The 13,577-nt window shown below is 66.0% G+C and carries 13 protein-coding genes and 1 pseudogene; 8 read left to right on the top strand and 6 right to left on the bottom strand.

The window, feature by feature from the left end; all coding sequences use genetic code 11:
• Positions 1-15: 15 nt before the first annotated feature.
• Complete coding sequence (gene ypfJ, locus AC3WQZ_RS10720) at positions 16-885, top strand: KPN_02809 family neutral zinc metallopeptidase (protein WP_010812152.1); 870 nt, start codon at positions 16-18, stop codon at positions 883-885.
• A 412-nt stretch (positions 886-1,297) separates the two neighbouring features.
• Positions 1,298-4,441, top strand: a complete 3,144-nt coding sequence (locus AC3WQZ_RS10715; RefSeq protein ID WP_492300517.1) for an efflux RND transporter permease subunit — start codon at positions 1,298-1,300, stop codon at positions 4,439-4,441.
• A gap of 158 nt (positions 4,442-4,599) precedes the next feature.
• Here AC3WQZ_RS10715 and AC3WQZ_RS10710 read toward each other — a convergent pair whose 3' ends face one another.
• The 4 genes from AC3WQZ_RS10710 to AC3WQZ_RS10695 all read right to left on the bottom strand — a co-directional run bounded on the left by AC3WQZ_RS10710 (position 4,600) and on the right by AC3WQZ_RS10695 (position 6,707).
• Positions 4,600-5,013 (bottom strand): hypothetical protein, encoded by a 414-nt coding sequence (locus tag AC3WQZ_RS10710; protein ID WP_010812154.1) that lies wholly within the window; start codon positions 5,011-5,013, stop codon positions 4,600-4,602.
• Between the two features lie 281 nt (positions 5,014-5,294).
• Positions 5,295-5,714 (bottom strand): nucleoside diphosphate kinase regulator, encoded by a 420-nt coding sequence (rnk, locus tag AC3WQZ_RS10705; protein WP_010812155.1) that lies wholly within the window; start codon positions 5,712-5,714, stop codon positions 5,295-5,297.
• 197 nt (positions 5,715-5,911) lie between these two features.
• On the bottom strand, positions 5,912-6,088 hold the full coding sequence (locus tag AC3WQZ_RS10700) for a hypothetical protein (RefSeq protein WP_492300516.1): 177 nt from the start codon (positions 6,086-6,088) through the stop codon (positions 5,912-5,914).
• A 163-nt stretch (positions 6,089-6,251) separates the two neighbouring features.
• Positions 6,252-6,707 carry a Cd(II)/Pb(II)-responsive transcriptional regulator gene (locus tag AC3WQZ_RS10695; protein WP_492300515.1) on the bottom strand — a complete coding sequence of 152 codons (456 nt, stop codon included), beginning with the start codon at positions 6,705-6,707 and terminating at the stop codon, positions 6,252-6,254.
• A 204-nt stretch (positions 6,708-6,911) separates the two neighbouring features.
• On the opposite strand from AC3WQZ_RS10695, the gene AC3WQZ_RS10690 reads away from it, so the two are divergent.
• From AC3WQZ_RS10690 to AC3WQZ_RS10680, 3 genes are all read left to right on the top strand, one after another.
• Entirely contained in the window at positions 6,912-7,265 is a 354-nt protein-coding gene (locus AC3WQZ_RS10690; RefSeq protein ID WP_492300514.1) for a hypothetical protein, read from the top strand.
• A 123-nt stretch (positions 7,266-7,388) separates the two neighbouring features.
• Entirely contained in the window at positions 7,389-8,267 is an 879-nt protein-coding gene (htpX, locus tag AC3WQZ_RS10685) for a protease HtpX (protein WP_010812159.1), read from the top strand.
• 86 nt (positions 8,268-8,353) lie between these two features.
• Positions 8,354-9,439, top strand: coding sequence for a GNAT family N-acetyltransferase (locus AC3WQZ_RS10680; RefSeq protein WP_231881366.1), 1,086 nt, complete (start codon positions 8,354-8,356; stop codon positions 9,437-9,439).
• Between the two features lie 18 nt (positions 9,440-9,457).
• Here the strand turns inward: AC3WQZ_RS10680 and arfB are convergent, their stop codons facing one another.
• Both arfB and AC3WQZ_RS10670 read right to left on the bottom strand, forming a co-directional pair.
• Positions 9,458-9,862, bottom strand: a complete 405-nt coding sequence (gene arfB, locus AC3WQZ_RS10675; RefSeq protein WP_010812161.1) for an alternative ribosome rescue aminoacyl-tRNA hydrolase ArfB — start codon at positions 9,860-9,862, stop codon at positions 9,458-9,460.
• A 28-nt stretch (positions 9,863-9,890) separates the two neighbouring features.
• A pseudogene (locus AC3WQZ_RS10670) lies at positions 9,891-10,543 on the bottom strand (MipA/OmpV family protein).
• Positions 10,544-10,886: 343 nt separating this feature from the next.
• Here AC3WQZ_RS10670 and AC3WQZ_RS10665 point away from each other — a divergent pair.
• From AC3WQZ_RS10665 to AC3WQZ_RS10655, 3 genes are all read left to right on the top strand, one after another.
• On the top strand, positions 10,887-11,525 hold the full coding sequence (locus AC3WQZ_RS10665; RefSeq protein WP_492300513.1) for a diguanylate cyclase domain-containing protein: 639 nt from the start codon (positions 10,887-10,889) through the stop codon (positions 11,523-11,525).
• 215 nt (positions 11,526-11,740) lie between these two features.
• Positions 11,741-12,877: a GmrSD restriction endonuclease domain-containing protein gene (locus AC3WQZ_RS10660; RefSeq protein WP_492300512.1), complete on the top strand. Its 1,137-nt coding sequence runs from the start codon at positions 11,741-11,743 to the stop codon at positions 12,875-12,877.
• A complete protein-coding gene (locus AC3WQZ_RS10655; protein ID WP_492300510.1) occupies positions 12,874-13,542 on the top strand; it encodes an MAE_28990/MAE_18760 family HEPN-like nuclease in 669 nt (222 codons plus the stop codon). The genes AC3WQZ_RS10660 and AC3WQZ_RS10655 overlap by 4 nt, the downstream gene beginning before the upstream one ends.
• Positions 13,543-13,577 lie beyond the last annotated feature (35 nt).

The following is a 13,577-nucleotide window of genomic DNA, read 5'->3' as shown; positions in this document are numbered from 1 at the left end:
CCCCCGGAGTCCCCCATGCGCCTAGATGACGAAGCCGAAAGCCAGCACGTTGAAGACCGCCGCGGCGGATTCGGCGGTGTCGGCGGCAAGACCATCGGCATCGGCACGGTCATCGTCGCGCTGGCGGCGTCCTATTTCTTCGGCATCGACCCGATGCTGATCATGCAGGGCGCCTCGGTGCTGCAGGGCTCCGGCCCGCAGCAGCAACAGCAGCAGGCGAACCGCCCGCCGGCGACGGATCAGATGACGGTGTTCACGCGCAAGGTGCTGGGCAATACCGAGCGCACCTGGCAACACATCTTTGAAGCCCAGCTGAACCGCCGCTATGCGCCCCCCACGCTGGTGCTGTTCTCGGGCGCCACACCCACGGCATGCGGCACCGGCCAGTCGGCGATGGGTCCGTTCTACTGCCCCGGCGACCAGAAGGTCTATATCGACCTGGCCTTCTATGACGAGCTGCGCCAGCGCTTCGGCGCCAGCGGCGACTTTGCCCAGGCCTATGTGATCGCGCACGAGATCGGCCACCATGTGCAGAACCTGCTGGGCGTATCGGACAAGGTCGACAGCGCGCGCCGCCGCATGGGCGAGGCGCAGGCCAACCAGCTCTCGGTGCGCATGGAACTGCAGGCCGACTGCCTGGCAGGTGTCTGGGCCGCCACCGCGCAGCGCGCCAACCAGCAATTGCTGGAGCCCGGCGATATCGAAGAAGGCCTGAAGGCCGCCGCCGCGATCGGCGACGACCGGCTGCAGCGCCAGTCGCAGGGCTATGTCGTGCCGGAGGCCTTTACCCACGGCTCCAGCGAGCAGCGCGTGCGCTGGCTGCGCCGCGGCATCGAGTCCGGCGATATCCGCAAGTGCGATACCTTCGCCTCGCGCGACCTGTAAGCGCAGGCTCCACCCCCGACGTGGGAAGGGCGCCGACAATGTGATGTTTGCGTTGCCCGGACTTTGTTCCCTGTCTATAATCGCCGGCAAGGCCGCATTGCGACGGCCAGTCGCCGGCGTCGATCCTCACCGATCCTTCCTGCCGCAGCGCCGGGTTCTCCCCTCAGGACCCCTGCAAGCGCCGCGGTGCACGCCGGCCCCGGTCTGCGGGCCACGCGCCCCCTGACCGACAGGCGACCCGACACGCGGCCAGATCTGCACCATCAGCAACATCGGCCCGGCTTTGCCGCGACTCGACGCCTCTTGCCGCTAAGCCTTGCGGCGTCTCCACACCCAAGCCGTTCCGTTCCAACCGCACCGGAGCCACGGCCGATCTTCACTTGCCGTGCGCCCGTGCCAGCCCTGACCTGACATGGCGTCGTTTTTCCTGAAGCGCCCGGCGTTTGCCTGGGTGCTGGCCATCCTGACCGTGGTAGCGGGCCTGGTGGCCCTGAACCGCATCCCCATCGCCCAGTACCCGGCGGTGGCGCCGCCCACGGTGATCGTCTATGCCGATTACCCGGGTGCGTCAGCGCGCACGGTGGAGGACCGCGTCACCGCGGTGCTGGAGCAGCAGATGCACGGCATCCCCGGCCTGCTCTACCTGGATTCCAGCAGCGAGGGCGGCACCGCCACGGTGACGCTGGGCTTCCGCCAGGGCACCGACCCGCAGCTGGCGCAGGTCAACGTGCGCAACCGCGTGGCGCAGGCCGAGCCCTTGCTGCCCGAGGCGGTGCGCCGCGGCGGCGTCTATGTCGACCAGGCCAGCAGCAGCGCCTTCATGTACGTGTCGCTGGTGTCCGACAGCGGGCAACTGGACGAGACCGCGCTGGGCGACTTTGCCGCGGGCTCGGTGCTGCCGCTGCTGCGCCGCCTGCCCGGCATCGGCAAGGCCGAGCCATACGGCGCCGAGTACGCGCTGCGGATCTGGTTCGATCCCGACAAGCTGCACGCCTTCAACCTGACCACGGCCGAGGTCGAGGCCGCCATCCGCGCGCGCAACGGCAACGTAACCCCCGGCCAGCTGGGCGCCGCGCCGGCGCTGCCGGGCCAGCCGTTCCAGGCGATCGTGCGTCCGCCCGCGCCGATGAGCGATGCGCAGGCGTTCGGGCGCATCGTGGTGCGCGCGGCCACCGACGGCTCGGCCGTGCTGCTGCGCGACGTGGCGCGGGTGGAGTTGGCCGCCAGCGACTACCGCTACGGCTCCACGCTGAACACGCGCAACGCCGCGTCGATCGGGCTGAAGCTGGCCGACGGCGCCAACGTGCTGCAGACCTCGCGCACCGTGCGCGCCGCGCTCGATGCCGCCAGCAAGGGCTTCCCCGGCGACGTGCGCTATGAGATCTCTTACGACGGCGCCACCTTCGTGCAGGCGTCGATCTCGCGCGTGGTGCTGACGCTGGTCGAAGCCACGGTGCTGGTATTCCTGATCCTGTACCTGTTCCTGGGCAACCTGCGCGCCACGCTGATCCCGTGCATCGTGGTGCCGGTATCGCTGCTGGGCACGGTCGCGTGCCTGTATGCGCTGGGGCTGTCGCTGAACGTGATCACGCTGTTCGGCGTGGTGCTGGCGATCGGCATCCTGGTGGACGACGCCATCGTGGTGGTCGAGAACGTCGAGCGCATCATGCGCACCGACGGCGTGGGCGCGATGCAGGCCGCGGCGCGCTCGATGCGCGAGGTCTCGGGCGCGCTGGTGGCGGTGACGCTGGTGCTGTGCGCGGTGTTCGTGCCGATGGCGTTCTTCGGCAGCGCGGTGGGCGTGATCTACCGGCACTTCGCGGTGACGCTGGCGGTATCGATCGCGTTCTCGCTGTTCTTTGCGCTGACGCTGGCGCCGGCCATGTGCGCCAGCCTGCTGCGCCACAGCGCGGCGCCGGCGCGCGGGCCGCTGGCCTGGTTCGATGCGCGCTTTGCCGCCTTCACCGGGCGCTATGCCGGCTGGGTGCAGGCGCTGCAGCGCAGGCGGCTGCGCTGGCTGGCGGTCTACCTGGCGTTGACGCTGGCATGCGGCTACGCCTTGTGGAAGATGCCCAGCGGCTTCCTGCCAGAAGAGGATACCGGCGAGATCGTGGTCGATGTCGAGCTGCCCGCCGGCAGCACGCAGGCCGACACGCGCCGGCTGGTGGCCGGGCTGGAACAGTGGATGCGCGACCAGCACTACCCGGTGCATTCGAGCTTTGCCGTGCTGGGCTGGTCCAGCGGCGGCAGCGGCGAGCAGCGCGCCAGCCTGTATATCGGCCTGACCGACTGGAAAGCGCGCGGACGCAAGCACACGGCCCAGGCCGTGCTGGAGCGGCTGTCGGCCGGGCTGGAAACCTGGCCAGGCCGCGGCGCGGCGCAGCTGTTTGCGTACAACAGCTCGGCGCTGCCGGAACTGGGCAGCATCGGCGGCCTGGACATGCGCCTGGTGGCGCGCCAGCCGGTGGGGCGCGAGGCGCTCTTCGCCGCGCGCGACAAACTGCTTGAGCGCGCCAGGCAGGACCCGGTGCTGGGCGAGGTGCGCGCCACCACCGGCCAGCCGGTGCCGGCGCTGGACCTGAAAATCGACTACCGCAAGGCCGAGGCCTTCGGCGTCGATGCCGATATCGTGCACCACACGCTGTCGGCCACGCTGGGCTCGCGCTATATCGACGAAGTCGCGCGCGAGGGCCGCGTGCGCCGCGTGATCCTGCAGGCGGACGCGCCGTTCCGCATGCAGCCGGACCAGCTCGCGCGCGTGCACGTGCGCAACGCACAGGGCGCGATGGTGTCGCTGGCCGCGTTCGCCTCGCTGGAATGGGGGCGCGGCGAGGTCACGCTGGAGCGCTTCGACGGCTTCAGCTCGGTGCGCATCAATGCCGAGGTCGCGCCGGGCCACACCACCGGCGCGGCCATGACGCGGCTGGCCGAACTGGTGCGCGAGCTGGGGCCGGAATACGACGTGCGCTGGACCGGGCGCGCCTTCGAACAGGAGCAGACCGGCACGCAGGCGCCGTGGCTGTTCGCGCTGTCGCTGCTGTTTATCTTCCTGTGCCTGGTGGCGCTGTATGAAAGCTGGACCCTGCCGCTGGCGGTGATCGCGATCGTGCCGACCGGCCTGATGGGCGCGGCCGCGGCGATCTGGCTGCGCGGCATGCCCAACGATGTCTACTTCAAGGTGGGTGTGGTGGTGATCATGGGGCTGGCGGCCAAGAACGCGATCCTGATCGTCGAATATGCCGAGCAGTTGCGGCGCAGCGGCGTGGGCATGGGCGCGGTGGAGGCCGCCACGCGCGCGGCGCGCCAGCGGCTGCGGCCGGTGGTGATGACCTCGCTGGCCTTTGTGCTGGGCGTGGTGCCGCTGGCAATCAGCACCGGCCCGGGCGCGGGTGCGCAGCAGGCGGTCGGCACCGGCGTACTGGGCGGCATGCTGGGTGCGACGGTGCTGGGTACGCTGGCGGTGCCGCTGCTCTATGCCGAGATCGCGCGCAGGTTGCCGCGCGCGCAGCCGGAGCCCGGACACGACTCGACCGCCACGCAGCCGCCTTCGGCATGAGGAGCATGCCTGCGCGCTGACGCGGTCACGAGCCGAGGGAAGAGAAAAGCGCCTGCCTGGCGAAGAGAGAAGGAGGAGGAGGTCAGCCGGGCAGGCGGGAGAGAAAACTTGCGGCCACCGCAGTGGCCGCACGAGGTCTTTGGGAAGACCTGCGAGGATCAGACGCGATAGCCGTACAGCGAGCCGTCACCCGTGCGGGAATTGTCGAGCGCACGATCGGCAATATCACCGGTGAAGGTGTGCGCACCTTCGCTGAAGGTATCGAACTTGTCCTTCTTCGAGATCTCGCCGCTGAAGCTATGCGAGCCTTCGGTGAAGCTGTCGAACTTGCCGTCGCGGCGCGAGCCTTCCGAGTACGGGTCGAAGCGGCCGGTGCGGGCTCCGTCCGTGTATGTATCGAACTTGCCTTGCTTGGCGCCGTCCGTATACACATCGTACTTGCCGGCCTTCAGCGCATCGGCGTACACATCAAACTTGCCAACCTTGCTGGCAGCGGGGGCAGCCAACGCCACAGCGGACGCGGCGACCGCCGCGAACACGAGCGCGCCGCCAAGGATACGTCTGGCGATCATTTGGGACTCCTTCAACTGATTTCGTCGTTCTTTCTTGTATGGACCGGGATGAGACTCCGGCCGCCCTGCAATCTATGTTGCGATGCGAGCACGGACTGAAGATTAGTCACAGTCCGCGCAAGCAGAAATACCGCTGCGACGAATGGTGCGTTGCGAGTCGTGAAACGTCTGGCTTGCCGATGAATGGTGTCGATGGATTGCCGGGCACACGCGGCGCAGGACGCGCCTGCGTGGCCCCGGCAGCACGCCTCAGGCGGCTGGGATTTGGCTCAGGATGCGGCTCAAAGCGTGTACTGGCCGCTGGCTTCCGGCTGGAACGCGATCCCGGCGACACTCACCTGCTGCTCGCGGCCGTCGGGCAGCCGGTAGCTGACGGTCTGGCCGGCGCGCGCGCCCAGCAGCGCCTGGCCCACCGGCGACAGCACCGACAGCCGGCCGGCATCAAAGTCGGCCGCGTCGGGGTACACCAGCGTCCAGTTGCGCGGGGCCTGCTCGCCCGGCAGGTTGCAGACCAGGCGCGTGTTCATGGTGACCACGTCGGTCGGGATCTCTTCTGGCGCGACGATGGTGGCGCGCGCCAGCAGGCTGTCGAGCATGTCCTCAAGCTGCGCCGAGCCGGCGCGGCTGGCGATGCGCTCCAGGCGGGTCACGTCGAGTTCGGTCAGGTACAGGGTGGCGGTATTCGTTTTGGTGGCCGTCATGGCGGGTCCTCCGGCAGTCGGGTGGTTTGGCGCGGCCCGGCCAGCATGGCAGGCGGCGGCGGTCAGGTCTTGCAGGTCTGGCGTTTGCGCAGCAGCGCGGACATCAACGAATCCGGCGCGGGCCTTGCGGCAGCGGCCGGAAAACTGAAAACGCTGGCTCGGGCCCGGTTCGGCCCGGGCCCCGCTATGGAGACGAATCAGGCTGGGAACCGGGCGGAATCAGGCGGTGCGCTGATCCGGCGGGGAGAGACCGCGCGCGTGGCGCGCTGGGGCAGGATGTTGGCCGTGACGATCGCGCACGCGTGCGCGCGGCCGGTCCGCATCAGGCGGACAGCCGCATCGGGCATCGGCGTCAGGCGATCAGTCATGGTCATGCAGAAGGGTGGATAAGGGGCAGCGGATGGTTCTCTGAACAGGCGAGCCGTGTAAGTCGTTGCTCACTACATCGCTCACTGGCTGCGCTACCGCCGGGCCCGTGCACCGCAGTGGTGCGATCACGGGAACAGCCATCGTAGCACAGCGACGTGCCTGCGCGCCTCACCCGTTGGCAGCAGGCCCGGCCTCGTGCGCGCCCGCATGGCATTCGCAGGCCGCGCCGGCGGCGGCCTGCTGCAGGTTCTGCAAGATGCCGCATTCACTGGCGGGCTGGTGGTGGTGGCAGGTCTCGCGCAGCGCGCGCAACTGCCCTTCCAGCGCCTCCAGCGCCACCCGCTGCGCATGGATCTGCGCGATCTGGCGGTCCAGCAGCCTATTGATGTCGTCGCAGTCCTGCGTCGGATTGCGCTCGAACTCGCGCAGCCGCCGCACATCCGACAGGCCCATGCCGAGCGAGCGGCAGTGGCGCACGAAATTCAGCTGGACCAGGTGGCCGTCGTCATAGCGGCGATAGCCGTTGGCCTCGCGCCGGGGCGCGTCGAGCAGGCCTTCGCGTTCGTAATAGCGGATGGTCTCGACATCGCAGCCGCTGGTACGGGAGAGTTCGCCGATGCGCATGGTGCCTGGCCCTCGTTTTCTACCCTGTAACTACTACAGGGCAGGCGACAGTGTAGGCCAGTCTGGCAGGTCTTGCAGGAGTTACTGATACGGCACATATTGAGCGAGTGACGCCGACGTGTGACGGACCCTGCAGGGCGGCGCCTGTGCCTTGCCGCATCCTGTAGAATTCCTCCTACATCTACCGATAAGCCGTCCCCCTTCGTGCGCTCCCTCCGGCTACTCCTGCTGGTCATGATGCTGGCCTTCCTGCCCCTGCCGGGCTGGGCGGCGGCGTTCGCGCACGCCGAGGTGGCCACCGGCGAAATGTCGGCCGCGCCAGCGGCCAACATCGGCAACGACGACGCTGCCGGCGTTGCCGCAACGGGCGAGCCGTCGCCCGCCTCCGAAGCCGCCGAGCCGCGGTGGCAGCCCGGCGCCGACCTTGCCGAGCAACTGCTGCCGGCATCTCCGTTGTGCCTGGCCGCCTGGGGCGGCCGCGCCGGGCCGCCGCGCTATGCCGGCGCCCCGCTGCCCGAACCCGACCTGCCGCGGCTGCCGCGTCCGCCGAGCGCCTGAGTCCCACCGGCGCGGCCTGGCCGCGCCCGCCTGTTCCTGCGTGCCGCGTCTGAGCGTGCGGCGCGCGTCTGCGGCCCGTCCGCATCCTGGCTGTACCGCCCTACACACCACTGCTCCATACACATGAAACGCGTATTGCTTTTCCTGGCGACCAACCTCGCCGTCATGCTTGTCCTCAGCATCACCGCCAGCGTACTGGGGGTGAACCGCTTCCTGACCGCCAATGGCCTGAACCTGGGCACGCTGCTGGCGTTCGCCGCCCTGATGGGCTTCGGTGGCGCCTTTATCTCGCTGCTGATGTCCAAGACCATCGCCAAATGGTCGACCGGCGCGCAGGTCATCACCCATCCCAGCACCAGCACCGAGCTGTGGCTGGTGCAGACCGTCGAAAAGCTGGCGCAGCGCGCCGGCCTGCCGATGCCGGAAGTTGCCATCTACGATGGCGAACCCAATGCCTTCGCCACCGGCGCGACCAGGAACAGCTCGCTGGTAGCGGTGTCCACCGGCCTCCTGCAATCGATGTCCCATGAAGAAGTGGAAGCCGTGCTGGCGCACGAGGTCGCGCACGTGGCCAACGGCGACATGGTCACGCTGACGCTGATCCAGGGCGTGGTCAACACCTTCGTGATCTTCCTGGCGCGCGTGGTCGGCTACTTCGTCGATTCGATGCTGCGCAAGAACGATGAGGAATCGAGCGGCCCTGGCATCGGCTACATGGTCACGGTGATCGTCTGCGAGATCGTGTTCGGCATCCTGGCCAGCATCATCGTGGCGTGGTTCTCGCGCCGCCGCGAGTTCCGTGCCGATGCGGGCGCGGCCGGCATGATGGGCACGCCCACGCCGATGGTGGCGGCGCTGCGCCGCCTGGGCGGCCTGGAGCCGGATGGCCTGCCGCAGAACATGCAGGCGATGGGCATCGCCGGCGGCAAGTCGTGGATGGCGCTGTTCTCGAGCCATCCGCCCATTGAGCAGCGCATTGCCGCGCTGCAATCCGCGCGCTGAAGCCCGGGGCAAGCAATGCCCGGCGCCGCGGCCTGACTCTGGCGCGGCGCCGGCTACCTGACAGGGAGTTTTCGATGCGATCGAGCGTGCTGGAACCGACAAGCCCCGCGTGGCGCGACACGCTGGCGCGATGTCGCCATGATTGCTACCACACGCCTGGCTGGCATACTGCCGCTGAGCGTAGCGACCACGGCAGCGCCGCCGCGGTGCTGGTGCGTGACGGCGCCCACGAATTGCTGGTTCCGCTGGTGCGCCGGCCCATTGGCTGCGGCAGCTGGGATGCCACCTCGGCCTATGGCTACGGCGGCCCGGTGTTGAGCACCGATGTCCCGGCCGGCTTTGCCGAGGAGGCACTGGGCGCGGCGCTCGCGCTGCTGCGCGAGTGCGGCTGCGTGTCGTGGTTTATCCGCCTGCACCCACTGCTCAATGCCGACTGGGACAGCCGCCTCGGGCTGGTGGTGGATCAGGGCGAGACGGTATCCGTCGACCTGACCAAGAGTGCCGAGCAGCTATGGCACGAAACGCAGGCGCGCCACAGGCAGGGCATCAACCGCGCCCGGCGTGCCGGCGTGAGCGCACGCCTGGACCGTGATTTCGCCAGGCTGCCGCGCTTTATCGCGCTGTACAACGCGACCATGGCGCGCCTGGGCGCGTTGCCCTACTACTTCTTCGACACGCAGTACTACCGCACCCTGGTGCGCGCGCTGGGCGACGACCTGCTGCTGTTCGTGGCTGAGGAAGACGGCTGCATGCTCGGCGCGGCGCTGTTCACCGTGGCCCGGGGGACGGGCATCATGCAATATCACCTGTCCGCCTGGGACTGGGCGTACCGCCACCTCCAGCCGACCAAGACCGTGATCCATGCCGCGCGCGAATGGGGCCGCACCAACGGCCTGCGCTACCTGCACCTGGGCGGCGGGCTGGGTTCGGTCAAAGACTCGCTGTATGAGTTCAAGCGCGGCTTTTCGCACGATACGCATGTGTACCGGACCCAGCGCCTTGTGGTGAACCCCGACCGGTACGTGGCGCTGTCCGGCGGTGACAAAGCCACGCTGTATGACCTGGGTGGCTTCTTTCCGGCTTACCGGCGCCCGGGCGCGCGCTTCGGGCCGCCGCAGGCGGATGCCGGCGACAACGTGCCGGCGCTCGCGGCATTCAAGACCGGGACCTGAAGCCGGACTGCTGCGGCGCTAGTCGACCACCCGGCCCCGCAGCACCTTGACCTGACTGCGCTGGCTCTTGGATTCCAGCCGGCGCCGGCGGGATGCCAGCGTGGGCCGCGTGGCACGGCGCACGCGCGGCGGCGTGGCCACGCTGCGCACCAGTTCGTGCAGCCGCCGCACCGCTTCGTCGCGGTTCTGGTCGAGGCTGCGGAACTGCTGCGCCTTGATCACCACCACGCCGTCGCGCGTGATGCGGTGGTCGTGCAGCGCCAGCAGGCGTTCCTTGTGGTCAGGCGCGAGCGAGGAGGCATGCACGTCATAGCGCAGGTGCACGGCATTGGACACCTTGTTGATGTTCTGGCCGCCCGCACCCTGCGCCCGGATCGCCGTGATCAGGTATTCGTGATGGGGGATGACGAGGTCGTCGGTCATGGTGGGATCATAGCAAGCGCTGGTGGCACTACCGCCACGCATAGCAGATGCCAACCCCGTAAGTGACCTGGTTGCGCGTGCCGCGCTGGGTCACGATGGGGCTGTCGGCGGCATCGCCGGTCAGGCGCTGGCCGTACACCATCGCCCCCCATACCAGTGCTTGTCGAACTGGTAGAGCAACGCCAGCCAGCCGGTGAACTGTTCCAGGCCCCCGCCCGGGCTATAGACAGGCAGGCCGCTGGCCGCCGAATCCGACGGGGTGACGCCGAAATAGGTGCGGTTGAAACTACCGCTGACCCACGTCGCGCCCAGGCCGGCTCCCGCATAGACCCGCGGGTGCAGCGGCGCCCACAGCGAACCCGTTGCAGCGATATGCGTGCCGCCGTAGATGATGCCGGCATTGGTCATCACGTTGACGCCGCCGCGCAAGCGCCAGGGGACACGGCCCTGGTTCAGGTATTCATAGCCGACGTAGCCGCCGGCCTCGACCGTGGTGTCGATCTCGTGCAGGCGCGAGACCACCGGATCGTCAACGTCGTTGCGTCCAAGGCGCAACCCCACTGCCGGTCCCCACTGGAAACCGGTTGGCCCGCCAAAGTTGAACTGCGCATACGGGCCATACCATTCCAGCAGCCGGCCGCCCGGCGTGACATAACGCAGGCCCGGCACCACGCCGATCATGCGGTCCTTGCCGCCGGCAAACTCGGTGGTGGAGCCAATGCCAAGCCCGGCCATATTGGGGAGCGAACCCGGCAGGCTCAGCGGCGCAGCGGACACCGAGGTTGCTGCGCCGGCGAGCAACAGTGCTGCCAGCACGCCGCCCAGCTTGCGCAGGGGCGTTGTCGAAATTGCCATGGTGGTTTCCGGGAGCGCGGCACACGGCCCGCCGCGCGAGATTGCGTGGATCGAGTGAATCTATCAGCACTGTCGCGCGGCACGGCGAGGTGCGTGCTGAGAGTTTTCAGGGCGCGATTTAAAGCCGCGCCCGCTGTGCTGACCCGCTGTGCTGACCCGCTGATGTGAAATGTTCCGGCGCGGTTCGGGCACGCTGCGCGCAGCCGACGGCAGCCGCATCATGTTCCAGCGCATCGGCAACAGCACCCTGGCGCTGGTCGACTACTTCTCCGCCGCCGACCTGCTGCTGCGCACTGCGTTGCACCTGAGCGCCGTGCTGGCCGCCAGCGCGCTGGCGCTGGCGTTGCTGATGTGGGTCACCTTGCAGGGCATCGGCAAGCTGTTCTCGCACTGCCTGGCGCGCGGCGAAGCGCTGCGCGCGCTGCCCGAGACCGACGCGCTGACGGGCCTGACCAACCGCCGCGAGTTCGAGGCGCGCTTCGGCATCGAGTACGAGCACTGCCTGCGCGACAAGACGCCGATGTCGATGCTGATGATCGATATCGACCGCTTCAAGCGCATCAACGACAACTGGGGCCACGCCAGCGGCGAACGCGGGCTGCGGAAGCTGGCCAGTGTCATCGCACTAAACTTCGGGAGGAATTTTGGCGCGCCCGGCTGGGATCGAACCAGCAACCCCTGCCTTCGGAGTTTTGGTGACGCACCAGAAGGCTTTATAAATCAATGCCTTGCGCAACTCGCAATCGCTAAAATCAAGGCCATCCAAGGTCAACCAGCGCCAATCCAGTTCATCCTAGGTGAAATTTAGCTACAGTCGGGTTCTACACCATCACCGGGCGCGAGCCTGCCGCGGCACAAGGATCTCAAAACGTGCCGCCGACTTCAGGGGTCCGCGCTGCGGATGCTTGGCGGATAGCCAGCTAGTGCATAGCCCGTCACGAACGGCTCAGGTCCGGCACACCCTTTACATCTGCGCAGACGGGCTAAGTTGTCGAATGTGCAACACTACAGGCTTAGAGATGAATGACTCGACCACTCCAAGCCATGTCACAGCCAGAACTATCCTCAGAGCTTGAAACCGCTCGACGCAAAGTTGTTACTGATGGGTATGAGATGTCGTTGGGCGAAGTTGCCAGCCTGTACAAAACAGGGGAACTTGAGATCGATCCAAGCTACCAGCGCTTGTTTCGATGGGACGAATCCCAAAAGACACGCTTTATCGAATCCCTGCTCTTGGGCATACCCGTTCCTCCGATTTTCGTGTTTCAGCGCGAGTCGGGGGTGTGGGAGCTTATCGATGGCCTCCAACGGATCTCTACTGTGTTGCAACTTATGGGCGAGCTCAAGCACCCTGATGGTGGGCTATACGATTCGCTCGAGTTAGGAGGTACCAACCTGCTTCCCTCGCTGAAGGGTATGAAGTGGAAGGGGCCGGCTGAGGGCGATCCCAATGCGCTGTCTACGTCACAACAGCTCGAAATCAAGCGGGCACGTATTAGGGTCGAGATACTTCGAAAGGAAAGCGACCAAGAGACGAAGTTCGAACTCTTTCAGCGCCTCAACACGGGCGGCTCGCATTTGAGCGACCAAGAAGTGCGAAATAGCGTGCTAGTTATGCTGAATAGCGACTTTCATACGTGGCTGTATGGCTTGACGGCCTTTCAAGCGTTCTTCGATACGGTCCAGATCACCGAGGAACAACGGAAGCAGCAGCAGCACGCTGAGATTGCCCTGAGATTCGTCGCTTACAGGCAGTGCCCATATGTCCGAGGGTTGGACGTGAACGAGTACCTCGATCATGCCGCTCGTCAGCTAGCCAACGCTGGAGAGGCCGTTCAAAACGCGGAGCGCGACGTGTTCGAATGGACATTCCGCTTGCTCGCCCAAGAAATCGGAAATGATGTTTTCAAGCGTTGGAATGGCAATACGTTCTCAGGAAAATTCTTGATATCAGCCTTTGATGCAATTGCCTATGGTGTCGCGGTAAATCGGACAGCTATCGAGCAAATGGATCATGCTATTCGGTCGCAATGGCTTAATGAGAAGGTACGAGCGTTGTGGAACGAGCCTGTCTATAGAGATAACAGTGGCCAAGGCGTTCGGGGGACTACTCGCCTCACCAATTTGCTACCCTTCGGTGCCGACTTTTTTAGACCATGAAGATCCGCACGACAGATCATCTGCTGCAATATCTTGACGATGAGATGGCTTGGAGGGTCAAAGAGGTGCACGAACTAGCTTCCACAGTCCAGTCGGCGAAAGGCGCAAATATTAACACCCACATTCGTGCGGGAGTTGCAATGCTATATGCGCACTGGGAAGGATTTGTTAAGTGTGCAGCCAACGCATATATTTCCTACCTTTCGATCCGGGCTGATCGAATGAAGGATCTTCAACCGTGTTTTGTCGCGTTGAGTATGAAGACTAAGCTGGCGTCTGCCCAAGAATCCGGAAAGGCAGACATTTCGGTCGCGACGGTCTCTTTTTTGCTCGATGAAATCGAGAAGCCGATAAGACTGCCAACCGCCGATGCAGTTAGTACGCAAAGCAATTTAAGCTCAACCGTATTTTCGAACATCGCCAGGTGGATAGGAATAGACCCCTCGCAATACTCAACGCGATATACCCTCATCGACAGCACTCTTCTGGCAACTCGCAATGGGATAGCACATGGGGACTATCTACTCATCGATTCGGCGCGGTTTCATGACCTCGTGCAACAAACACTCGAATTGCTACGTTGGTTTAAAACCGACATTGAAAATGCTGTCGTCCAACAGGCATTTCTGCGAGCGCCGGCGCAGCGGGCTCCGCGAGCAGGCTGATGGCTAGCTGTAAGCGCCTCGGAAACTCATACTCC

The sequence above is a fragment of the Cupriavidus sp. FW305-26 genome, from assembly GCF_058787975.1.
Note: the sequence above shows the minus strand (reverse complement) of the source record. Positions and strands in the feature narration are given on the sequence as shown.